The organism is Rhodococcus sp. USK10 (genome assembly GCF_019378875.1).
Lineage (GTDB): Bacteria > Actinomycetota > Actinomycetes > Mycobacteriales > Mycobacteriaceae > Rhodococcus_F > Rhodococcus_F pseudokoreensis.
Genome location: NZ_CP076048.1, coordinates 1,995,598 through 2,018,087 on the forward strand (window position 1 = coordinate 1,995,598; position 22,490 = coordinate 2,018,087).

23 protein-coding genes are annotated in these 22,490 nt (G+C 69.2%); 13 read left to right on the plus strand and 10 right to left on the minus strand.

What is annotated here, in order from left to right:
* Positions 1-46 precede the first annotated feature (46 nt).
* Positions 47-655 carry a hypothetical protein gene (locus tag I1A62_RS16180; RefSeq protein ID WP_219459165.1) on the plus strand — a complete coding sequence of 203 codons (609 nt, stop codon included), beginning with the start codon at positions 47-49 and terminating at the stop codon, positions 653-655.
* A 6-nt stretch (positions 656-661) separates the two neighbouring features.
* Here the strand turns inward: I1A62_RS16180 and I1A62_RS16185 are convergent, their stop codons facing one another.
* Together I1A62_RS16185 and I1A62_RS16190 are read right to left on the minus strand one after the other, a co-directional pair.
* The gene (locus tag I1A62_RS16185; RefSeq protein ID WP_219459166.1) at positions 662-1,897 is read right to left on the minus strand and encodes a type II toxin-antitoxin system HipA family toxin; all 1,236 of its coding nucleotides are present in this window, start codon (positions 1,895-1,897) and stop codon (positions 662-664) included.
* Positions 1,897-2,145 (minus strand): helix-turn-helix transcriptional regulator, encoded by a 249-nt coding sequence (locus I1A62_RS16190; RefSeq protein WP_087557111.1) that lies wholly within the window; start codon positions 2,143-2,145, stop codon positions 1,897-1,899. The genes I1A62_RS16185 and I1A62_RS16190 overlap by 1 nt, the downstream gene beginning before the upstream one ends.
* A 199-nt stretch (positions 2,146-2,344) precedes the next feature.
* On the opposite strand from I1A62_RS16190, the gene I1A62_RS16195 reads away from it, so the two are divergent.
* Entirely contained in the window at positions 2,345-3,115 is a 771-nt protein-coding gene (locus tag I1A62_RS16195) for a deoxyribonuclease IV (protein ID WP_219459167.1), read from the plus strand.
* Here the strand turns inward: I1A62_RS16195 and I1A62_RS16200 are convergent.
* On the minus strand, positions 3,112-4,575 hold the full coding sequence (locus tag I1A62_RS16200) for a SulP family inorganic anion transporter (RefSeq protein WP_219459168.1): 1,464 nt from the start codon (positions 4,573-4,575) through the stop codon (positions 3,112-3,114). The genes I1A62_RS16195 and I1A62_RS16200 overlap by 4 nt on opposite strands.
* A 98-nt stretch (positions 4,576-4,673) precedes the next feature.
* Here I1A62_RS16200 and I1A62_RS16205 point away from each other — a divergent pair, with 98 nt between their 5' ends.
* The 3 genes from I1A62_RS16205 to I1A62_RS16215 are packed head-to-tail and all read left to right on the plus strand — an operon-like array spanning position 4,674 to position 6,899.
* Complete coding sequence (locus tag I1A62_RS16205; protein WP_124389104.1) at positions 4,674-5,462, plus strand: amino acid ABC transporter substrate-binding protein; 789 nt, start codon at positions 4,674-4,676, stop codon at positions 5,460-5,462.
* A gap of 10 nt (positions 5,463-5,472) precedes the next feature.
* On the plus strand, positions 5,473-6,141 hold the full coding sequence (locus I1A62_RS16210) for an amino acid ABC transporter permease (protein ID WP_072940214.1): 669 nt from the start codon (positions 5,473-5,475) through the stop codon (positions 6,139-6,141).
* Positions 6,138-6,899: an amino acid ABC transporter ATP-binding protein gene (locus I1A62_RS16215; protein WP_219459169.1), complete on the plus strand. Its 762-nt coding sequence runs from the start codon at positions 6,138-6,140 to the stop codon at positions 6,897-6,899. The genes I1A62_RS16210 and I1A62_RS16215 overlap by 4 nt, the downstream gene beginning before the upstream one ends.
* A gap of 4 nt (positions 6,900-6,903) precedes the next feature.
* On the opposite strand, the gene I1A62_RS16220 is transcribed toward I1A62_RS16215, so the two are convergent.
* Complete coding sequence (locus tag I1A62_RS16220) at positions 6,904-7,398, minus strand: GNAT family N-acetyltransferase (RefSeq protein WP_206010132.1); 495 nt, start codon at positions 7,396-7,398, stop codon at positions 6,904-6,906.
* Between the two features lie 120 nt (positions 7,399-7,518).
* Between I1A62_RS16220 and I1A62_RS16225 the strand changes: the two genes are divergently transcribed.
* The gene (locus I1A62_RS16225; RefSeq protein ID WP_124389101.1) at positions 7,519-8,766 is read left to right on the plus strand and encodes a lipase family protein; all 1,248 of its coding nucleotides are present in this window, start codon (positions 7,519-7,521) and stop codon (positions 8,764-8,766) included.
* Positions 8,767-8,769: 3 nt separating this feature from the next.
* Here I1A62_RS16225 and I1A62_RS16230 read toward each other — a convergent pair whose 3' ends face one another.
* The 3 genes from I1A62_RS16230 to I1A62_RS16240 are packed head-to-tail and all read right to left on the minus strand — an operon-like array spanning position 8,770 to position 11,952.
* Positions 8,770-9,621, minus strand: a complete 852-nt coding sequence (locus I1A62_RS16230) for a patatin-like phospholipase family protein (RefSeq protein ID WP_124389100.1) — start codon at positions 9,619-9,621, stop codon at positions 8,770-8,772.
* Between the two features lie 17 nt (positions 9,622-9,638).
* Positions 9,639-11,438 (minus strand): long-chain fatty acid--CoA ligase, encoded by a 1,800-nt coding sequence (locus I1A62_RS16235; protein ID WP_219459170.1) that lies wholly within the window; start codon positions 11,436-11,438, stop codon positions 9,639-9,641.
* On the minus strand, positions 11,431-11,952 hold the full coding sequence (locus I1A62_RS16240) for a MarR family winged helix-turn-helix transcriptional regulator (RefSeq protein WP_219459171.1): 522 nt from the start codon (positions 11,950-11,952) through the stop codon (positions 11,431-11,433). The genes I1A62_RS16235 and I1A62_RS16240 overlap by 8 nt, the downstream gene beginning before the upstream one ends.
* Before the next feature lie 194 nt (positions 11,953-12,146).
* Between I1A62_RS16240 and I1A62_RS16245 the strand changes: the two genes are divergently transcribed.
* Both I1A62_RS16245 and I1A62_RS16250 read left to right on the plus strand, forming a co-directional pair.
* On the plus strand, positions 12,147-12,650 hold the full coding sequence (locus tag I1A62_RS16245) for a GNAT family N-acetyltransferase (protein WP_219459172.1): 504 nt from the start codon (positions 12,147-12,149) through the stop codon (positions 12,648-12,650).
* 69 nt (positions 12,651-12,719) lie between these two features.
* Positions 12,720-13,076, plus strand: coding sequence for an antibiotic biosynthesis monooxygenase (locus tag I1A62_RS16250; protein WP_072940196.1), 357 nt, complete (start codon positions 12,720-12,722; stop codon positions 13,074-13,076).
* Between the two features lie 10 nt (positions 13,077-13,086).
* Here the strand turns inward: I1A62_RS16250 and I1A62_RS16255 are convergent, their stop codons facing one another.
* A complete protein-coding gene (locus I1A62_RS16255; RefSeq protein WP_124389096.1) occupies positions 13,087-13,602 on the minus strand; it encodes an SRPBCC family protein in 516 nt (171 codons plus the stop codon).
* A 126-nt stretch (positions 13,603-13,728) separates the two neighbouring features.
* Here I1A62_RS16255 and I1A62_RS16260 point away from each other — a divergent pair, with 126 nt between their 5' ends.
* The 5 genes from I1A62_RS16260 to I1A62_RS16280 are packed head-to-tail and all read left to right on the plus strand — an operon-like array spanning position 13,729 to position 20,963.
* On the plus strand, positions 13,729-15,060 hold the full coding sequence (locus I1A62_RS16260; RefSeq protein WP_219459173.1) for an SWIM zinc finger family protein: 1,332 nt from the start codon (positions 13,729-13,731) through the stop codon (positions 15,058-15,060).
* Positions 15,057-16,532: a DUF5691 domain-containing protein gene (locus I1A62_RS16265; RefSeq protein ID WP_219459174.1), complete on the plus strand. Its 1,476-nt coding sequence runs from the start codon at positions 15,057-15,059 to the stop codon at positions 16,530-16,532. The genes I1A62_RS16260 and I1A62_RS16265 overlap by 4 nt, the downstream gene beginning before the upstream one ends.
* Positions 16,529-17,632, plus strand: coding sequence for an AAA family ATPase (locus I1A62_RS16270; RefSeq protein ID WP_124389093.1), 1,104 nt, complete (start codon positions 16,529-16,531; stop codon positions 17,630-17,632). Before I1A62_RS16265 ends, I1A62_RS16270 begins: the two co-directional genes overlap by 4 nt.
* Positions 17,611-19,806: a DUF5682 family protein gene (locus tag I1A62_RS16275; RefSeq protein ID WP_219459175.1), complete on the plus strand. Its 2,196-nt coding sequence runs from the start codon at positions 17,611-17,613 to the stop codon at positions 19,804-19,806. Before I1A62_RS16270 ends, I1A62_RS16275 begins: the two co-directional genes overlap by 22 nt.
* Positions 19,803-20,963: a VWA domain-containing protein gene (locus I1A62_RS16280; RefSeq protein WP_219459176.1), complete on the plus strand. Its 1,161-nt coding sequence runs from the start codon at positions 19,803-19,805 to the stop codon at positions 20,961-20,963. The genes I1A62_RS16275 and I1A62_RS16280 overlap by 4 nt, the downstream gene beginning before the upstream one ends.
* Before the next feature lie 7 nt (positions 20,964-20,970).
* Here I1A62_RS16280 and I1A62_RS16285 read toward each other — a convergent pair whose 3' ends face one another.
* Together I1A62_RS16285 and I1A62_RS16290 are read right to left on the minus strand one after the other, a co-directional pair.
* Positions 20,971-21,174: a hypothetical protein gene (locus I1A62_RS16285; RefSeq protein WP_012688808.1), complete on the minus strand. Its 204-nt coding sequence runs from the start codon at positions 21,172-21,174 to the stop codon at positions 20,971-20,973.
* A 185-nt stretch (positions 21,175-21,359) separates the two neighbouring features.
* Positions 21,360-22,487: an acyl-CoA dehydrogenase family protein gene (locus tag I1A62_RS16290; protein ID WP_219459177.1), complete on the minus strand. Its 1,128-nt coding sequence runs from the start codon at positions 22,485-22,487 to the stop codon at positions 21,360-21,362.
* Between the last annotated feature and the right edge of the window lie 3 nt (positions 22,488-22,490).

The window sequence follows — 22,490 nt, forward strand, 5'->3', positions numbered from 1 at the left end:
ACGCGCCGCGACCGCTCGGGGCTGGCGCGGTCTTACGCTCTCCACCATGACCTACACGGTGCGCGCCGTCCTTCTCTTCGCGGCGGCAGCAGTGGTGGTGGCCGGTTGCGCCCGCTCCGTCGACGGCTCCCCCGAGACCGGCGCCGTCGCGGGGCCGGCGACCACCTCCGCGACCACACCCGCTGTGACAACCGCGCCGAAGACCACCACCACGACCGCCCCGAGGTCCACGACGAGCGCCCCGGCCCCGGCCGACCCGCAGGCGTTCGCCGGCACCGCGGCGGGGAGTTACTACTTCACGACGCCGAGCACAAAGTTCCACTGCGCGATCCTGACGGGCGGCGACCTCCCGACCGCCGGCTGTCACGGCCCGATGCCGGCGTCGGCGCCGAAGGTCCCGGGTGCGGGTGCGTCCGGGACCCCGGTCACGCCCAACGCGATCGAGGTCACCGGGGGCCGCCCGGGCCATTTCGCCAGTGCCGGCGACCCTCGGTTCTACCCCCTCGACGGATCGGCCGCCCCCGCGCTGTCGTATGGACGGGCGTTGCAGGTGAACGACCTGACGTGCGTCGTCGACGAGGCCGCCGGGGTGACGTGCCGCAGCGAGGCCGGTCACGGATTCACGCTCTCGGACAGCGCGTTCCGGGTGTGGTGAGCCGGCTCAGCCCAGTTCGTCCGAGCGCCGTTCCATCAGCGTGCGCAGCAGCGTGTTCTCCTTCGCGGTGAAGCCGATCGACTCGATCTCCCCGATGCCACGCCCGATGCCCTTGCGGACGCCGTCGAGCATTCTGGTGACGGCGCGTTCGGGAACACCGAGCCGGCCCCCGCATTCGACGAAGTGCCTGCGGTTGAGTTTGTTCGCTTTGCCGTAGAAGTCGAGGGCCATCGGGTCGCGCCACCCGAGGTACGGCTGGGTGCAGAGCAGGTCGTAGGCGGGTGTGACGCTCCACAACCCCGATTGGGCGAGTTGCACCGAGAAGTTCTTGCCGTGCAGGTCGCCGTTGCCGATCGCGTACGAATAGGCCACCAGCCGAAGCAGTTCCAGGGTGGCGACCCGCGCCGAACCACCGCCGCGTTCACACACCCCGGCGAGTGCGGTGATCACACTCTCGGTTTTCAGCCGGTACTTGGCAGCGGGGAACATCCCCATCACCTGGCACGCATCCTCCTGGGGTGTGCGGACGACACGGCCGGACGCATCGACTCGCCGGTCGAAACGCGCGACGAGCAGGCCGGCATTGCCTTTGCCGTCGTGCACCAGCTGGTGGTCGGCGACGGGCAACCCGCACTGTGCGGCGAGTCCCATGAAGTAGTGCTCGTTCTCGACCAACTGCGGGTACCCCTGCGGGGGTGAGAGTTTGAGAATGGCGGGACCCTTCTCGGTCGCGATCGGTGTCGAGTACATCTGGGCCGACACCTTCGCCTGAACCCCGGGCAGCGACGTGGGGTCCAGCTTCACGGCCTCGTGCCCCGACATGTGCTCGAACAGCGCCCGCAGGTCCTGGCGCTCGATCGCGTCGGGGTCGAACACGGGTGCGGTCTCGGGCGGCGGCACCCCGGCGGGCAGGACGCGCACGTCGCCGATCGTGTCGGCTCCGACCGCCATCAGGATCGTGAGGTGATCGTCCTCGGACGTCTTGGTGGCCGCGACCGCGCCCCGCAGCCGGATCCCCTCGGGGAGGAGACCCGCGAAGAACGGCGGGACGCTGCCCCCGCTGGCGCGCACGTCTGTCGACGAGGTGGGGATCGTCCACGCGACCTGCGGGGCGCCGGGGTCCTGCAGGTACGCGGGGTCGTAGCGGAAGACGACGTCCCCGCCCTCCCGCACGAGACTGCCTGCGCGGCGGTCACCCTTGTAGACGTCGGCCCGGTCGACGCCGCTGAGGTTCTCGACCATCAGGCCTCCACCTCGACTCCCGAACGGGTGAGCAGTGCCAGACGGCATCCCATGGCGTCCGCGACGGCGTCGACGAGATCCAGTTGGACGGTGCCCCGGCCCGATTCGATCGACTGCACACTCGACCTCGACACTCCGGCCAGGTCGGCGAGCTCCGCCTGGGTCAGCCCGAGTTGGTGTCGCCGTGCCACGAATCCGTCGGAGATCCCGCCGGTGTCGGTTCGCTCGCGGCGGCGTGGGGTAGCCATGGCAGCCTCCTGGATCAAATCAAAGCTTGTCGACGGATGCTTAACGCCAGTGTGCGCCGATTCTCCGCCGAAGTCCATGCCTATGACTGCGAACGCAGGCTTAAACCACGAAGTTGGTGAAAACGAGGGAGCATTCCTCCTTACGCCTGCGATCGCAAGCACAGGCATGGTCGCGGCACCCACCCCCTACCCTGGTTACATGCGCATAGGAGCACACGTCCGCCAGGACGAAGATCCGATCGGATACGGCGAACGGCTCGGCGCCGACGTCATTCAGATGTTCCTCACGGACCCGCAGAAATGGGAGAAGCCCCCGGCACATCCGCGGACCGACGAGATCCGCGACAGTTCCATCGACGTCGTCGTGCACTCGTCGTACGTGATCAACGTGGCCAGCCTCAACAACCGGCTCCGGATGCCGTCCCGCAACGCCGTCGCGCAGCAGGCGCAGGCCGCTGCCGACATCGGCGCGTTCGGGCTGGTGGTCCACGGCGGGCACGTCCGCGACGGCGAGGACGTGAACGCGGGGATCATCAACTGGCGCAAACTGTTCGAACGCCAGGCCGACAGGGGCGGATTCCCCGTCCCCATCCTCATCGAGAACACGGCCGGCGGCGACTTCGCGATGGCACGGCACTTCGACGCCATCGACCGGCTGTGGCAGGAGGTCGGCGATTTCGGCGCCGGCTTCTGCCTCGACACCTGTCACGCCTGGGCGGGCGGCGAGGATCTGGTGGGGGTCGTCGAACGCATCAAGGCCATCACGGGACGCATCGACCTGGTGCACCTCAACAACTCCCGCGACGAGTTCGACTCGGCCCGCGACCGGCACGCGAACCTCGCCGACGGAACCATCGACCCCGAACTGCTCGCCGAGGTCGTGCGGACCGCCGGCGCACCCGTCGTCCTCGAGACGCCGGAGGAGGGGCTGGCCGACGACCTCGCGTACCTGCGGGAGACCGTCGGTTAGCCGCCCAGCCGGCCGGTCAGCCTGCGGTACCGCTCTTCGCTGACCGGATTCAGGCCCTCCACGGTGACGTCGGTGCCGCGGCTCGCGTACTTCGTGGTGATGCCGTCGAGCGCGGCCACGGTGGAGGCGTCCCAGATGGTGGCGCCCGACAGATCGATGACCACGCGGCTGGGGTCGTCCGCGTAGTCGAACGAGAACACGAGGTCGTTGGACGAGGCGAAGAAGAGCTGACCGCTCACCCGGTACGTCTTCACGTCGCCGTCGAGTTCGCCGCGCACGTCCACCATGTGCGCCACCCGGCGCGCGAACAGCACCATCGCGACGAGCACACCGACACCCACACCGATCGCGAGATTGTCGGTGGCGAGCGTGCCCGCGACGGTGCAGAGCATCACCAGCGTCTCGCTCAGCGGCATACGCCGGAGCGTGCGGACGCTGTGCCAGTCGAAGGTCGTGGCGGCCACGAGCACCATCACGGCAACGAGCGCCGCCATCGGAATCGTCCCCACCACGTCGCCGAGACCGACCACGAGAATCAGCAGAAACGCACCCGACAGGAACGTCGACAACCGGGTTCGCGCCCTGCCGGTCTTGACGTTGATGATGGTCTGCCCGATCAGGGCGCACCCGCCCATGCCGCCGAAGAGTCCGGTCACGATGTTCGCGACCCCTTGCCCCCACGACTCACGCGTCTTGTCCGAATGCGTGTCGGTGACCGAGTCCACGAGTTTGGCGCTCATCAACGATTCGAGGAGTCCGACGACGGCCATCGCCAGCGCGAACGGCGCGATGATGCGCAGGGTGTCGACCGTGAGCGGTACGTCCGGCAGCCCGATGAGAGTCGGCAGGCCGTCGGGCAGTTCGCCCTGATCCCCGACGGTGGGCACGGCGACACCGGCGAGGACGGTGAACGCGGTGAGCCCGACGATCACGAGCAGCGGCGCGGGCACCGCCGTGGTCAGCCGGGGAATCCACACGAGCAGCGCGAGACCGGCGGCGAGGAGCGCGTACACCGCCCACGGCACGTTCGTCAGATACGGGAACTGGTGCACGAAGATGAGGATTCCCAGTGCGTTGCAGAAGCCGACCATCACACTGCGGGGCAGGAACCGCATGAGCCGCGCCACCCCGAGGACGGCGAGGGCGATCTGCATCGCACCGCCGAGGAAGACCGCCGCAATGAGGTACTGCAATCCGTGCGACGCCATGAGCGGGGCCAGCACCAGCGACACCGAACCGGTGGCCGCGGAGATCATCGCGGGACGGCCGCCGGTGAACGCGATGGTCATCGCCATGATCGCGGCAGTGAACAAGCCCACCCGCGGATCGACACCCACGATGATGGAGAACGACAACGCCTCCGGGATGAGGGCCATCGCCACGACGAGCGCGGACAACGACTCGATGCGAAACACTGTCGGATGCAGCCACACCGGCCGTCGGAGAGCGAGAGAGGACACGGCGAGACAATCCTTCTTCCTGATGGGGACCCGAAGATCCTATCCGGGAAGCGTTCGACCAGTACGGTTAGCTGATCCGCCGACAGAGGAGGAACACCGTGCGACGCACACTTCCGGCCGCCCTGATCGCCGTCCTGACCGCACTGTCGCTGGCCGGGTGCGGAAGCTCCGATTCGGGTCCGGTGATCGACCAGGTACGCGAATCGGGCGTCCTGAAAGTCGGCACCGAGGGCACGTACACACCGTTCAGCTACCAGGGTCCCGACGGTCAGCTCACCGGGTACGACGTCGACGTCATCCGCGCGGTCGGCGACAAACTCGGCGTGTCTGTCGAGTTCACGCAGACCCCGTGGGACTCCATCTTCGCCGGGCTCGAGGCGAAACGCTACGACCTCGTCGCCAACCAGGTGACCGTCAACGACGAGCGCACCCAGAAGTACGACCTGTCGACGCCCTACACCTACTCCGAGGGTGTGATCGTCACCCGCGCCGACGACAACGCCATCACCTCGCTCGCCGACCTGAACGGCAAGACGACGGCGCAGTCCGCGACGAGCAACTGGGCGCAGGTGGCCCGGGACGCGGGCGCGAACGTCGAATCCGTCGAGGGCTTCGTGCAGGCCATCACGCTGCTGAAGGACGGGCGCGTCGACGCCACCGTCAACGACAATCTGGCCGTCGCCGAATACCAGAAGCAGACGAACGACACCGGGGTGAAGGTGGCCGCGGAGACCGGGGACACGAGCGAGCAGGCGTTCGCGGCCCGCAAGGACAGCGGCCTGATACCCGACATCGACAAGGCCCTGGACGAACTGCGCGCCGACGGAACGCTCGCACAGATCTCGCAGAAGTACTTCGGCACCGACGTGTCGGCACCGACCAACTGAGAGCCTGCCCGTGGACGACGCAACGGTCCAGCTGATCCTGGACAACCTGTGGCCGATGCTGAAGGCCACGATCACCATGACGATTCCGCTGACGATCATCAGCTTCACCATCGGTCTGGTGATCGCGTTGCTGGTGGCGCTCGCCCGGATCTCGTCGATCAGACCGCTGTCGATGCTGGCCCGCTTCTACGTCTCCATCATCCGCGGCACCCCGCTGCTGGTGCAGTTGTTCATCGTGTTCTACGCGCTGCCGCAGTTCGGTGTGACGCTCGAACCGTTCCCGGCCGCGGTGATCGCGTTCAGCCTCAACGTCGGCGGCTACGCGGCCGAGGTGATCCGGGCGGCGATCCTGTCGATCCCCAAGGGGCAGTGGGAAGCCGCGCAGACCATCGGCATGGGCTACACCACCACGCTGCAGCGGATCGTGCTGCCGCAGGCCACGCGGGTGGCGGTTCCGCCGCTGTCCAACACGCTGATCTCACTGGTGAAGGACACGTCGCTGGCGTCGACGATCCTGGTGACCGAACTGCTGCGCGTCGCCCAACTCGCGGCCGCACCGACATTCGACTTCTTCGCCCTCTACGGCATCGCCGCGCTGTACTACTGGGTGATCTGTATCTTCCTGTCGGCCGTCCAGGTCCGGCTCGAAGCCCGACTCGACAGGTATGTGGCCCGATGACCGACACCCCTCCCCTCCTTCAGGTATCCGGCGTCGAGAAGTCGTTCGGCGACCATCACGTTCTGCGCGACATCAGCTTCGACGTCGGGGCGGGCACGGTGACCGTCGTCATCGGACCGTCGGGCTCCGGCAAGACGACGGTGTTGCGCACCCTCAACGCCCTGGATATGGCGGACCGCGGGGTGATCTCGATCGGCGACGAGTCGGTGGATTTCGGCGCCGAGGTGGGCCGGTCGGCGCTGGCTAGGTTCCGCGCGCAGAGCGGCATGGTGTTCCAGGCCCACAACCTGTTTCCGCACAAGACGGCGATCCAGAACGTCACCGAGGGCCCGATCGTGGTGCAGAAACGGCCCAAGGCCGAGGCGCGCGCGGACGCGATGCGGTTGCTGACACAGGTCGGCCTCGCGGAGAAGGCGGACCAGTACCCGTACGAATTGTCGGGCGGTCAGCAGCAGCGGGTCGGTATCGCCCGGGCGCTCGCCCTGAAGCCGAAACTGATGCTGTTCGACGAGCCCACGTCCGCGCTCGACCCCGAACTGGTCGGCGAGGTGTTGCGGGTGATCCGGGATCTCGCGACCGAGGGCTGGACGATGGTGATCGTGACCCACGAGATCCGGTTCGCGCAGCAGGTGGCCGACCAGGTGCTCTTCATCGACAACGGTGTCGTGCTCGAACGCGGCACCCCGAAAGACGTACTCGTCAATCCGACCAGCCCGCGACTACGACAGTTCCTGCACCTGATTCTCGATCCACTGTGAACCGTCAGCGCAACGCCTTCTCCATGAGCACGACGCTCGGCCACTCCACGTCGAAGTCCCGGCGACCCACCAGGAAGAATCCCTGCTCCTCGTAGTAGTCGCGGAGCCGGGAGTTGGTTTCCACGCATTCGAGCCTCACGACGGACGCGTCCTCGGAGCGGGCGTGCTCGTCGACCCACCGCAGCAACTGGGCGCCCAGTCCGGCGCTGGCGTGCCTGCGGTCGGTCATGACCCGGGCCACGTATGCGGCCGGGATGTCGTCCTCGAGCCACACGTCCGGATCGGATCGCAGTACCCGGAGCGCCCCCACCACGATCCCCGCGAACAGCGCGACCCGCCATTCCCCGAATTCGATCTGCTCGCGCACGTCGGCGAGCGACACTTCACCCCGGGCGGGCGGATCGATTTCCCTGGCCAGGAGCCAATCCTCAGCGTCCCAGTGCATCTGAACGATGTCTTCAGCCTGCTCGAGTTCTGCCCGCTCCACCGTGACCGCCATGCTCACACAGTAACCATCCCGCTTCGAAAACAAACCACCGCTGCAGCCGTGTCTATCTGCGACGATGTGACTGGAGTTACAGTTACATCCTGGGACAGTTACCTCAGGGCGGTGGTAGCGATGAACCTGTTTCGTGCGGTGGTCCTGATGACACTGTCCACCTGTGCGGCCGCGTATGTGTGCGCCCACCCTCCGCGGGCGGCCGCCCAGCCGCTCGGGCCCGAATCCATTCTCCCGTCCCCCATCCTGGACGACGACTTCTTCGTGTGGCCGCCGAACGTCGCGGAGTTCGCGGCCGGCGAGATCATCCGCTCCCGGGAAGTGACGCTCCGCGCGGTGCCGAACCCGCTCGTCCCGCACCGGGCCCACCAGATCATGGTGCGGTCCAACGATTCCAAGGACCGTCCCGTGCCGGTGACCGCGACGGTGCTTGTCCCGACGGCGGAGTGGACCGCGCCGGGTCCGAGACCCGTGGTCGACTACAACATGCCCATCGACTCGCTGGGCGCCCGGTGCACCCCGTCCTACAAGATGGTGCACGACTGGCAGACCCTCGACCTGGACATCCCCCCGGTGCTGTCGCTGTTCCTCGCGAAGAACTACGCGGTACTCGTCCCCGACCATCAGGGACCGCGGATGGCGTACAGCGCGGGACGGATGGCGGGTCATGCCGTGCTCGACAGCATCCGGGGCATGCGGCAGCTTCCCGGCCTCGGGCTTTCGGACAGCCCGGTTCTCGCGACGGGATACAGCGGCGGTGCCATCGCCACCGGCTGGGCGGCGCAACTGCAGCCGACGTACGCGCCGGACGTCGCACTCGCCGGCGCCGCCGCGGGCGGGACCCCCGCCGATTTCGGGTTGCTCCGCAGGACGATGAACGGCCAACTCGGTTCGGGTGTGTACCTGTCCGCCGTCCTCGGGCTCGCCCGCGAATACCCGGAGATGCTGATGCTGGCGAATCCTCTCGGTGTGGCGCTGGCGACGTCGCCGCTGAAGGACCAGTGCATCCTGGCCCTCGCACCGGCCGGGGTCGCCTCGCTGCCCGCCGAACTGTTCGCGGCCGTCCCCGACCCGTTCGGCACTCCCACGGCCCGAACGGTGGTCGCCGAGAACCGGATGGGCGCGCTGACCCCGACCGCGCCGGTGCTGCTGTATCACGGGTCGTCGCGAGTGTTTCTCGGCGACGAGTGGATTCCGGAGGACGGGGTGATCACCCTGCAGCAGGAGTGGTGCCGCGGCGGTGCCGACGTCACCTACGCCCCGCAGTTCGGCGAGCACCTCACCGCCGCCGTGTTCGCGCTGCCCGAGGTGGTGCACTGGATCGACGACCGGCTGTCCGGAGTACCCGCGCCCGCGGGGTGCCGCTGACGGCTACCCGTGCGTGTGCGGCAGCAGCAGATCGGCCTGCCCGACCCCGGCGACGCGTGCCTCGTCGAGCCACGTCGCGGTCTGCTCCCGCGCCCGCGTGATCAGTTCGTCGGCGTCACCGAAATCGGCGGGACTCGTGTCCAGCGGGCACAGCGGGGGCACCACCCGGATGTCCGCGACGCTCTCGTACCGCTCGATGTCGAGGGCGAGCCGCTGATTGATCGCGAGCGTCACGCCGAGCAACCCCATGCCCAGCGCACTTCCGGGGACCTTCGACAGGGTGCAGGCATATCCGGTGGGAAGTACCCACACGGTCGTCGCCCCCAGTTCGATCGCGTGCGAGATGGGCGTGTTGTTGACGACCCCGCCGTCCATCAGCGCCCGGCCGTCGATCACCACGGGCGGGAGGATGCCGGGCAGCGACGCGCTGGCGGTGACGGCGTCGACGGCAGGCCCCGTCGACAGCCGGACGTCCTTGCCGGTGAGCACGTCGACGGCGATGACGTGCAACGGGATCGGCGCATCCTCCATCCGTTCGAACCGGAGATGCTGCGCCAGCAACTTCTTGATGGCGCGGTTGGAGACCAGATGGTTGCGGAGCCCGACGAAACCGGTGAACCCGGTGAGCAATCCGGCGGGAAACACGGCGCTGCGGGTGAGACCGCGCCACAGGTCGGCCAGTTCGCGCAGGTCCGCGTCGGAGGAACCTCCGGCGAGCCAGGCGCCGTTGAGCGCACCGACGGACGTGCCGACGATGAGGTCCGGCCGAATACCCCTGCCGATCAGGGTCTGCAACATTCCGACCTCGATTGCCCCGAGGCTCGCCCCACCCGACAGAACGAAAGCTGTTGTCATGCCGCCACCGTAACCGGTCAGCCCCGGCGGTACAGGCTCGCGATGTCGTCCGCGAAGCGCTCGGTCACCACGCGACGCTTGATCTTCAGGGTGGCGGTCAGCTCCCCGCCGGCCTCCGTGAGGTCGCGGTCCAGCACGACGAACCGTTTGATCGACTCCGCGTGCGAGACGGTGGTGTTCGCGTCGTCCACGGCGTCCTGCAGGTCTCCGCGCAGTTCCTCGTCGTCGCGCAGGTCCGCGACCGTGGCATCGGACGACTTGCCGTGCGCGGACTTCCACTTGCGGAATTCCTGCGGATCCACGGTCAGCAGGGCACCGATGAACGGGCGGCCGTCGCCGACCACCACCGCCTGTGAGACGAGGGGGTGTGAGCGCAGCCGGTCTTCGAGCGGACCCGGCGACACGTTCTTGCCGCCGGCGGTGATCAGCAGATCCTTCTTCCGGCCGGTGATGGTGAGATAGCCGCTTTCGTCCAGGTCGCCGAGATCGCCGGTGCGAAACCAGCCGTCGTCCAGCACTTCCCGGGTGGCGTGTTCGTTGCGCCAGTAGCCGCCGAACACGACGCCGCCGCGCAGTTCGATCTCGCCGTCCTCGGCGATGCGCACGCTGTTGCCGCCCAGCGGCTGACCGACCGTCCCGATCCGCTGCGCGCCGGGGACGTTGACGCAGTGCGCGGCCGTCGATTCGGTGAGACCGTAGCCCTCGTAGACCGGAACCCCGATGCCGCGGAAGAAATGACCGAGCCTGGGCATGAGCGCCCCGCCACCCGAGATCGCCCACCAGCAGTCGCCGCCCAGGGCGGCACGGAGTTTCGCGTAGACGAGTTTGTCGGCGACCGCGTGCTCGAGCCGGAGCCGCAGTGGCGCACCGCCGGTGTCCTGGGCCTCGCTGTACGCCACCGCCGTGGCCTCGGCGAAGTCGAAGATCCGCTTCTGCAGCCCTCCACCCGACGCCGCCGTGCGCGCCGCGCCGTCCCGCACCTTCTCGAACACGCGGGGAACACCGAGGATGGTGTTGGGCCGGAAACGTTCGAATTCACCCGTGACCGTGCCGAAGTCGGACCAGTGCGCCTGCGTCGCCCCGCCTTCGAACATCGCCAGCGACACCGCCCGCGCCAGCACGTGCGCCAGCGGAAGGAACGTCAGCACGCGGTTGCCCGGCCGGGCGACGTCGCCGATCGGCGCCGCGAGCAGCGACCGCACCTCCGACAGGAAGTTCCGGTGGGTGAGGATGCAGCCCTTGGGACGACCCGTGGTGCCGGACGTGTACACGAGTGAGGCGAGATCGTTGGCGGTCAGCGCCACCACCCGCTTGAACACCTCGGAATCGTCGATCGACAACCCGTCCTTGATGAGCGTGCCCACCGCGTCCTCGTCGATGGTGAGGATGCGCTTCAGCGTGTAGGGGATGCCGTCACCCTCGAAACTCGACGCGTGGGCCGGGGTCTCCACGAGCGCGGCCACGGCCCCCGAATCCTCGATGATCCACCGGATCTGGTCGTGGGAGGAGGAGTCGTAGATGGGGACGGACGCCGCGCCCGCCGCCCAGATCGCGTAGTCGAGCAGCGACCATTCGAATCTGGTCGACGACAGCAGTGCCACCCGGTCGCCGGGCCGGACCCCGTTGGCGATCAGACCCTTCGCGACCCCGGTGACGAGCGCACCGAAGTCCTTGGCCGTCACGTCGACCCACCCGCCGGACTCCGGACGCGTGTACATCACCCGATCCGGGTTGCTCTCGGCGTGCGCGAACACCCGGAGCACGGCGTTCTCGTGGTCCGACACGCTGAACGTCGGGGCGCTGGTGTACTCACGCACGGCTGCCGTCTCCGATGCTGTCGTCGGTGTCGCCGCCCTGGCGGAACCTCCGGAGGTGCCGGGCGAACGCGGCGATCTCGCCGTCCGACCACGAGGCCACCCGGTCGCGGACTTCCTCCACCCGGCGGGCGTCGGCGCCGGCCAGCACCGCGACGCCGCCGTCGGTGAGGCTCAACGGGTGACCGCTGCGCAGCGGTCCCGGTTCGGCGTGCACCCAGCCCTCGTCGATGCAGCCCCGGAGTTGACGCGACACGGTGGAGCGGTGCACGCCGAACGCTTCCGAGATCTGGGTGGCCCGGCAACCCGGATTGCGGGCGACGAAGGAGAGCAGCGAATGTTGAGCGAACGTCGGGGATCCGACGGGAGGGCGGTCACCTGCGACCAGTTGACGGACGAGGCGGACGAGTTCGTCATGGACGGCCACCACGCCCGACGCGGGCGTTTCCTCCGGCTCGACCTCGTTGTGTTGCACACCGCAACTGTATCCGACCACCCTGGCGTCGACCACCCGCACCCCCGATTCCCGTTGTCCTTCGCTCGACTCACGTTCTGCCCATACTGCTACCGATGCGCCGGAAATTCATTCGGCCGCAAACGTCACACGGTCACAATTGGAGAACGCTTTTCGCGCACCGCTACCGGCCGGACAACGGGCCGGCGCCGGAAAATCCGTTGCGGCCCGCGGCCCGGCCGATGCACTGTGTGCGCATGCTGATCAGACGCGAGGATGCAGGCGACGTCGACGCGGTGGCCGAGGTGCACCGGCAGGCCTTCGACGGCGACGCTCCCGTCGAGGTCGGCCTCGTCACCCTGTTGCGGTCGAGCGACGCGTGGATTCCGCAACTGTCCCTCGTCGCCGAAATCGACGGAGCCGTCGTCGGCCACGTCTGCCTGACCCGCGCGACCGTCGGCGCCACGGACGTACTCGCGCTCGGCCCGATCGGCGTCCTCCCCGACCTCCAGCGCGACGGGGTGGGTTCGGCGCTGATGCACGCCGTGCTCTGCGGGGCCGACGCCAGGGACGAACCGCTCGTCGCAATGCTCGGTCACCTCGACTACTACCCGCGGTTCGGCTTCGTCTCGGGAACGTCGGTCGGGATCGAGCCGGACCAGCCCTCGTGGTCGTCCCACTTCCAGGTACGCCGGCTCGCATGCTGGGATCCGTCCATCACCGGCACGTTCCGGTACGCTGCGCCGTTCTACGACCTGTGACGTCGAATGCGCTGGTAGTTTGAGGTGGAACGTGTCACGGGGGTGAGCTGGAACCGAGGTAGGGAAACGATGGAGAACGCGGCCGACGGCGCCAGGGCAGGCGAGCCTGTGGATGCGTCCGTCACGACGACCATCGTCCGCCGGGTCCTCCGCGGCTGCGACGAGGAGTTCGCCGACTGGATCCAGACCGGGCTCGGACTCGCCCGGCTGTTCCCCGGGTTCCTCGGTGGCGGGTGGCTCAAGGAGAGCAGCACCTCCGATGTCTGCGTGATCGTGCTGAAGTTCGAAACCCAAGCCGCACTCGACAACTGGTTGACGTCCTCACTGCGGAACGGGTGGCTCAGGACCGGTGGCAACATCGCGGTCGAGGCGCCGAACGAGCCGGCGTCGAACGTCGAGAGCCTGTTCGAGCGTCCCCGGCTCTGACGAACCGCCGTCAGGCGGACTCCCCCGGGATCGGGGCCCCCGCCGGCATCCCCTCCCCCAGATAGGTCTGATAGAACGGCCGCCAGTCCGCGGACGCATCGCGGCCGTGACCTGACGTGTCCGCCCCGTCGAGGTGCCGGTCGAGGTCGGCGAGACAGACACTCCACCCGGCGGCGTTCCTGGCCGCCGTGTTGCGGACCTCGAGAACATTCACGAGCGTCAGTGCGCACCCGTCCGCGGTCGGCTCGACCTCGAAGTGGATCTCGTCCCCGCCCCAGGTGAACGCCAGGGTGTACGGCGCGCCGTACACCAGAACCGTCCCCGTCTCGGGGTCGCTGTGCGGGTCCGGGAAGAATTCGATGTCGCCGCCGGCGTAGGTGTCGAGCCGGACCCGAGACGGAAACCAGTGCGCGAGTTCGTCCGGCTCCGACACGGCCTCCCACAGCCTCTGAACGTCGAACGGGTACGTGCACCGGAACCGCACGGCGGGACGACCCTTGAACTCGAAATACCTTCCGTGAATCACCGGCCCACTCCTCGCTGTCGCACCTGACGACAGCTTGACACGGGAGGCCGGCGTCCACACCGAAGTTGGCGGACAATTCCGCGCCCCTCCGCCCTTCCTGTCGGACAACTCCCCTACGGTGACGGAGTGACGTCGCCTTGGTCGGAGGGACAGGTCGCATCGGTGGCCCCCGATGCCGGCTCGCTCGCTGCCGCCGCAAAGCTGTCGGGCGCGTGGTCGCAGACGGGCGGCAACGGCGACGCACTGTGGGGACAGTGCCAGGGCAGCGGCAAGAGCCCCTACCGATCGGTGGTCGACCTCACCGGTCCGGAGTACCACTGCTCGTGTCCGAGCCGGAAGTTTCCGTGCAAGCACGCGCTCGGACTGCTGCTGATCTGGTCGCAGGGCAGGGTTCCGGAGCAGTCCGAACCGCCCGAGTTCGCGAACGACTGGCTGAGCCGACGGGCCGGGCGGGCGACCGCGGTGCGCACGGCGGCGGCACCGGTCACCACGGCGTCGGGTGCCAAGACCGCGGAGCGCCGGGCCGAGCGGGTGGCGGCGGGACTCGACGAACTCGACCTGTGGCTCACCGACCAGATCCGGAGCGGCCTCGGCGCGGCCGACATCTCGGCGTCCGCGTTCGACGCCATTGCAGCCCGCATGGTCGACGCGCAAGCGCCGGGCGTCGCGTCCACCCTGCGGCGCCTTCCGATCGTCGTGGCCACCCGGGCCGACTGGCCGGACCGGTTGCTCCGCGAATACGCCAGGCTGCACCTCCTCGTCGTCGCCCATCGCCGACTGAGCGAACTGCCGGAACCGTTGCAGGCGTCGGTGCGTTCGCACGTCGGCTACCCGGTGGCCACCGACAGCGTGCGCGGCGAACCGGGAGTCCGCGACCGGTGGATGGTGCTGGGCATGCAGACCACCGAGGAGAAGCGCCTCTTCACCCGCAAGGTGTGGTTGCTCGGCCGCGACCACGGTCGCCGCGCGATCCTCCTGGACTTCACGCACGGCTCCGCCCACTTCTCGACGGTGATCCCGCCGCTCGGATCGCTCGTCGACGCCACCCTGCACTTCTACCCCGGCGCCGCGCCGCTGCGCGCCCAGTTCGGCGACACCCACGAGACGCCCGAACCGTTCACCACGGTCGCACCGAGCGACATCGACACCGCCCTGGACGACTTCGCCGCCGCGGTCGGCGCCGACCCGTGGATCCGCTCGTGGCCCGCCCTGCTCACCGGTGTCACCCCGGCATACGACGACGGAAGCTGGTTCGTCGTCGACGGGCAGGGCCGCGCGCTGCCGCTGTCCGGCGAGGATCCGGTCCTGTGGCGACTGCTCGGGATGTCCGGCGGCAGTCCCGTCACCGTGTTCGGGGAGTGGACCAGCGACTCCCTCGTTCCCGTGTCGGTGTTCGATCGCGGCGACGTGTACCCGCTCGTGTCCGGCACGCCGTCGACCGCGGGGAGTCGGCGATGAGCGAACTCCTGTCCGCCGCCCTGCTCGGCACGGCACGATCCGCCCCCTCGTTCGAGGGTCTGGCCACCGGCGAACTGGCGCAGTCGGTCGGCGGCGACCCGGCGGAGACCCTGCTGGGCGCTGCTGCGCTCGAAAACGCGTACCGCGACGGCGGAGTCGCCGCCTCCACCCGCGTGCTGCCCGCGCCCGCCGAGAGCGATCCGCGGCTGCAGTTGCCGTCCGCGTCCGCCGCGCACCTGATGCAGTTGCTCGCCGCCAAGTCGTGGACGCTCACCGAGTGGTTCGCGGTGGTCGCCGAGCGGGGATACCGCGCGCCCGATCATCTCGTCGCCGACCTGATGGCGGTGGCACGTACGAACGACACCCACCGCGAGAGCATCCTGCGATTGGCAGGCCCCCGCGGCCAGTGGCTCGCCGCGCAGAACCCGGACTGGTCGATGCTGGTCCGGCGGTCCGATCGCACCGACGTGTGGACGCACGGCGCCCATCAGGAACGATTGCTGTGGCTCACGACGATGCGGGCGGTGAACCCGGCGATCGCGATGGCCGAACTGCGCCGCACCTGGGATTCCGAACGGGGCGAGCACCGGGCGGCGTTCATCGCGGTCCTGGGCACGGGGCTCGGCGACGCCGACTCCGACCTGCTCGAGCACGCACTCGACGACCGGCGGAAAGAGGTGCGTCAGCAGGCGGTCCAGTTGCTGCGCCAGCTGCCGAACTCCGCGTACGCCGAGCGGATGGCCGCCCGCGCCCGTGCGTGGGTGCGGGTGGAGAAGAAGCCGCTGCGCACCCGCCTCGTGGTGAACATGCCCGGTTCCCTGGACGATTCGGCCCGTCGCGACGGAATCGAGGACGTCCACTTCAAGAACAAGGGAATCCGCAGCTGGTGGTTGCGGATGGTGGTCACCGCCGCCCCCCTGTCGGTGTGGGAAGGCATGATCGGCTCGGCCGCCGGCGCGTTGGAGATCCGGATCGAAGACCAGTGGCGGGAGGTGATGATGGAGGCGTGGACCAACGCCACCGTGATCCAGCGCAATCCGCGCTGGGCGTCCGCTCTGCTGCACCGCGAGGGACGGAAGACCGAACGTCGCGTAGTGCCGATCGTCCCCGCCGGCGAACGGCTCGCCTACATTCTGTCGGGCCACGCCGACAGCTACCTGCTGGGCGTCGACGGCGCCGCACTGCTCGAGGGGCTTCCCCACCCGTGGCCGCTGGACCTCGCCGAGCGGGTGATCGCCCGCCTCGAGGACGTGGCCGGGCGGCACGCCGAGACCGGCAAGGACCTCGGGCAGTTCTCCCGGCACAGCCACTACTCGACCCTCCGCAGCGCGGAGACACACTTCCCGTTCACCGCGGCGCCGCTGCTCCGGGCGGCCGCCGAACGCACCCGTGACCCGGGCTGGCAGCAGGCGTTCGCCACTGTCGCCGCCAACATCGACCATCGCAGAACAGTCCTGAAGGAGCTCGAGTGACCGAGATCGCGGCCGTCCCGGCCGACCTGCTACGACCCCACGCCGAGCAGGCCTACGCCGACGAACTCGCCGCCCTCGCCGCGCAGGACACCCGGCACCGGCCACCGTCGTGGAAGTTGTCGCCGTGGGCGGTCGTGACGTACCTGCTCGGCGGCGAACTCGACGACGGCACCGTCATCACGCCCAAGTACGTCGGTCCCCGGCGGCTGATCGAGGTGGCGGTCGCGACGCTCGCCACCGACCGCGCACTGCTCCTGCTCGGCGTGCCCGGAACCGCCAAGACGTGGGTGTCCGAACACCTGTCGGCGGCGGTGTCCGGCGAGTCGACCCTGCTCGTCCAGGGAACGTCGGGTACCCCGGAGGAGGCCATCCGGTACGGCTGGAACTACGCGAGGCTCCTCGCCGAGGGTCCCACCGCCGGCGCACTCGTTCCGTCCCCGGTGATGACGGCGATGCAGGGCGGGCGGATCGCGCGGGTCGAGGAACTGACCCGCATTCCCGCCGACGTGCAGGACGCGCTCATCACCGTGCTCTCGGAGAAGACGCTGCCGATCCCCGAACTGGGCACCGAGGTGCAGGCCACTCGGGGTTTCAATGTGATCGCCACCGCCAACGACCGCGACCGCGGCGTCAACGACCTGTCGTCCGCGCTGCGCAGGCGTTTCAACACGGTCGTCCTGCCCCTGCCCGCCAGCGAGGAGGACGAGGTCGCCATCGTCGCGCGGCGGGTCGAGCAACTCGGGTCGTCGCTGGAACTACCGGCGGTCCCGGCGACGGACGACGAGATCCGGCGCGTGGTCACGGTGTTCCGGGAACTGCGATCCGGCGCCACCGGCGACGGCCGCACCAAGCTGAAATCGCCGTCCGGAACGCTGTCGACGGCGGAGGCGATCTCCGTGGTCACCAACGGACTCGCGCTCGCCGCGCACTTCGGCGACGGGGTGCTCCGACCCTCCGACGTCGCCGCCGGCATCCTCGGATCCGTGCTGAAGGACCCGGTGGCCGACAGGGTGGTGTGGACCGAATACCTCGAGGCCGTAGTCCGCGAACGGGAGGGCTGGGCCGACTTCTACCGGGCGTGCCGCGAGGTCACCGGGTGAGCCCGCCGGCGGGCGACGTCCGTGTCTTCGGCATCCGCCACCACGGGCCGGGTTCCGCACGATCGGTGCGTCGCGCGCTCGACGACTTCGTTCCCGACGCCGTCCTGATCGAAGGGCCCGCGGACGCCGATCCGCTGGTCGCGCTGACCGCGTCCGACACCATGGAACCCCCGGTCGCGCTGCTCGCATATGCCACCGGCGAACCCCGGACGGCGGCGTTCTGGCCGTTCGCCGTGTTCTCCCCGGAGTGGCAGGCGCTGTCGTGGGCGGCCGGACGCGGCGTCGACGTGCGCTTCTGCGACCTTCCGGCCGCCAACACCCTCGCCGCCGACCGGGCCGAGTCCCAATCCGAGGATCCGCTGGCGGCACTGGCCGCGGCGGCCGGCTACGACGACACCGAACGCTGGTGGGACGCCGTCATCGAATCCGGTTCGGGGACCGACTCGTTCGACGCGATCACCGACGCCATGAGCGCGCTGCGGGACACCGTCGAACTCGACGAACCCACCCGTAGGCGCGAGGCGTACATGCGCCAGACCCTGCGGAAGGTGATCAAGGGCGGCGCCGCGCGGATCGCGGTGGTGTGCGGCGCCTGGCACGCCCCGGCACTCGCCGCACCCCTCGGACCGGCCACCGCGGACGCGCGAATCCTCAAGGGAATCCCCAAGATCAAGACGTCGCTGACGTGGGTGCCGTGGACGCATTCGCGGCTGTCCACGGCGTCCGGATACGGCGCAGGCATCACCTCACCCGGCTGGTATCACCACCTGTTCACCGCCCCGGACCGCACGATCACCCGGTGGCTCACGAAAGTAGCGCGGGTACTGCGGGACGAGGATCTTCCGGTGTCGAGTGCGCACGTCATCGAATCCGTCCGTCTCGCAGACACGTTGGCCGCGTTACGTGCGCGGCCGCTGGCCGGTCTCTCCGAGGTCACCGAGGCCACCCGCGCCGTGATGTGCGACGGGGACGACGTCCTGCTCGACCTGATCACGCGTCGCCTCGTCGTCGGCGAGGCCCTCGGCGCCGTCCCGGACGACACCCCGACCGTTCCGCTCGACGCCGACCTGCGCGCCCGGGCGAAGACCCTGCGCCTGAAGCAGCAGGCCACCGAGAAGACCATCGACCTCGACCTCCGCCGGGACAACGACGTCGCGCGGTCCCGGTTGCTGCACCGCCTGCAGATCCTCGGCGTCGACTGGGGCACCCCGGCCGACAGCGACGTCCGCGGCACCGGCACATTCCGTGAGACGTGGTCGCTCACCTGGCAACCCGAACTGGCGGTGTCGATCATCGAGGCGTCGCTGTGGGGCACCACCGTCGAGGCCGCGGCCACGGCGAAGGTGTGCGAGGAGGCGGCGGGCGGCGACGTCTCCCTCGTCCGGCTCACCGGGCTGCTCGAGCAGGCGCTGCTGTCGGATCTCCGCGACGCCCTGGCCGAACTGTTGCGCGCGCTGGAGACGGCGGCCACGCTCGACCACGACGTCATGCACCTGATGGACGCGCTGCCCGCACTGACCCGCACCCTGCGGTACGGCGACGTCCGCGGCACCGACATCTCGTCCCTCACCCGCGTCACCGACAGCCTGCTCGTCCGCATCTGCGCGGGACTGCCGGCGGCGATGTCCGGTCTGGACGACGACAGCGCCCTCGACCTGCGCCGCGCCGTCGACGACGTCCACGCGGCGGTGATGCTGCGCGACGACGACCGCGCGTCGGCGCGATGGCTCGGCACGCTCACCGGCCTCGTCGACCGCAGCGACGTGAACGGCCTCGTGATCGGGCGCATGGTCCGACTACTCCGCGACGCGGGCACCGTCAGCGAAACCGAGGCCGCCACCCGGCTGTCGCGGGCGCTGTCCGTCGGCGCCGAACCGTCCGCCAAGGCAGGGTGGGTCGACGGTTTCCTCGGTGGCGGAGGCCTGCTGCTGGTCCACGACCGGCAGTTGCTGCGGCTGCTCGACGGGTGGGTGTCGGGGTTGCGCGAGCAGGATTTCGTCGACGTGCTGCCACTGCTGCGGCGCACGTTCGGCAGCTTCGAGACCGGGGAACGCAGGGCCATCGGACAGTCCGTGGAGGGCGGCTCCACGGCTGATGCTCCGGCCGAGGTCGATGCCCGGCGCGGCACCGTCTCGATCCGCACCGTCGCCGACATCCTGGGGGTGACGTCGTGACCGAAGACGCGGATCGGCTACGGCGGTGGCGGCTGCTGCTCGGCAACGCCGCCGAGGAATCCACCGGCGGACTGGCGTCGAAGACGGACGCGGCGATGGACGGCGCACTGGCCGCGCTGTACGACACCAGCAGCGACGGGTCGAAGAGTCGCCGGCGCACTGCGGGTCTCGGCGGATCGGCGCCGAAGGTCGCGCGCTGGCTCGGCGACATCCGCACCTACTTCCCGAGCAGCGTCGTGCAGGTGATGCAGAGGGACGCCATCGACCGTCTCGGCCTCACCCAACTGCTCCTCGAACCCGAACTGCTGGACGCCGTCGAACCGGACGTCCACCTCGTCGGCACCCTGCTCAGCCTGAACCGGGTGATGCCCGAGACCAGCAAGGGCACCGCCCGGATGGTCGTCGAGAAGGTGGTCCGGGAGGTGGAGGACCGGATCGCGCAGAAGACCCGAACCGCCGTCACGGGTGCCCTGAACCGCTCGGCCCGCACCACCAATCCCCGGTACCGCGACATCGACTGGAATCGCACCATTCGCGCCAACCTCGCGCACTACCTGCCCGAGCACAAGACGGTGGTGCCGGAGCGGTTGCTCGGCTACGGCCGCCGATCGCAGGCCGTGCACCGTGACGTCGTCCTCGCCATCGACCAGTCCGGCTCGATGGCCTCGAGCGTCGTGTACGCGTCCGTGTTCGGCGCGGTGCTCGCGTCGATGCGCGCGCTGAAGACGTCGCTGGTCGTGTTCGACACGGCGGTCGTCGATCTCACCGACAAGCTGTCCGATCCGGTCGACGTGCTGTTCGGCACGCAACTCGGCGGCGGCACCGACATCAACCGGGCCATCGCGTACAGCCAGTCACTGATCGACAGGCCGGCGGAATCGTTGTTCGTGCTGATCTCGGACCTGTACGAGGGCGGGATCCGCGCGGAGATGCTGCGCCGGATGGCGGCGATGAAGAACGCCGGTGTGCAGGTGGTGGTGCTGTTGGCGCTGTCCGACGACGGCGCGCCGTCGTTCGATCACGACAACGCGGCGGCCCTCGGCGCGCTCGGCATTCCCGCGTTCGCCTGCACGCCGGACAAGTTCCCGGAACTGCTGGCGCTCGCGCTGGAACGCGGCGACATCGCCAGGTGGGCGGACGGTCTCCAGCAGGGGTGACGGCGGGTCAGCCGGCAGCCATCCGGCGCTCGCTGTGCAATTCGGGGTGTGCGTCGGCGCGGATCCTGAGCAGGACCAGGCCGGACACCGACGCGACGATCAACGACGCGACCGTCCACGGGACGTGCAGTTCGGAGATCCCGACTCCCGCACCGACGAGTCCCACGACGAGCAGGCTCCACATGATCGCTTTGACTGGACCGGACCCCATGACAACGCTCCTTCACCGAGATACGTACATCCCCCGTGAGTTCTGATGTGCGCGCAGAACGTTAGCTGCGTCACACGGGGGTCCTCGTGCGACACGTCGAAAACGCTCTTTCCGATACCAATCCGAGACCTGGACCCGTGAGTACTTGTTAACCGCCCGCGGTTAACAAGTACTCACGGGCGCAGCTAGATGATGCTGACGGTGCCCTGGGTCGTCGCCGCCGCGAGCACCCGCAGGTGGTCGTCGGAGCCGCCGAGGGTGTGCTCGATTGCGGTCAGCCGACTCACGTAATGCCCGACCGGGTACTCGGCGGTCATGCCGATGCCGCCGTGCATCTGGATCGCTTCCTGCCCGATCGTGCGGGCCGACCGGCCGATCTGCAGCTTGGCACGGGACGCGACCACCGGGTCGACGGTTCCGTCGGCCAGCGACATCGTCGCGTAGAGACTCATGCTGCGAGCCAGTTCCAGCAGCACGTACATGTCGGCCGCGCGGTGGGTGAGCGTCTGGAACTTCGCGATCGGGACGCCGAACTGCTTGCGGGTCTTCAGGTACTCGGTGGTCAGCCGCAACGCCTCCTCCATCGCGCCGACGGCCTCCGCGCACAGCGCCGCCTGCGCCCGGATGTGTGCGCCCTCGATCGCCGCAGACGCGTCGCCGCCCTCACCGAGCGGCTCGGCCGGGGTGCCGGACAGTTCCACCTGCGCGGCCCGCAGTCCGTCGTGGGTCGCATAGGGGGTGCGAGTCAGACCGGTGGCGTCGCCGTCGACGAGGAACAGCCCGACCCCGCCGTCCGGGAGTGCCGCGCTGACGACCAGCGTGTTCGCACTGCCGCCGTGGGGAACCGGATTCTTCGTACCCGTCAGGGTCCACGCGTCGCCGTCCTTCGTCGCCGTCGTGGACACCCGGGCCGACGGCCAGCGCACGCCCGGTTCCCGATCGGCGAAGGCCAGCAGGAGGGTGCCCTCGGACACGTCCTGAAGAATCCGGCGACGCTGCTCCGTGCTGCCGGCCGCAGCGATCAGGCCGCCGGGCACGAGCACGGCGTCGAGGACTGGTTCGGGGGCGAGGCGGCGGCCGATCTCGGTCATCACCGACGCCACCTCGACGGGTCCGGCGCCCATTCCCCCGTCTTCCTCGTCGAAGCTCAGGCCGAGCAGCCCCACCTCGGCGAGTTGCTTCCAGACCTGCGGGCTCCACCCCTGCTCGGTGTCGGTGACGGCGTTGCGCTTCTCCGCGTCGTAGCTACGCCCCAGCAGTTCGCGGGTGGTGTCGCGCAGCAGTTTCTGTTCGTCGGTCAGTTCGAAGTCCATGTC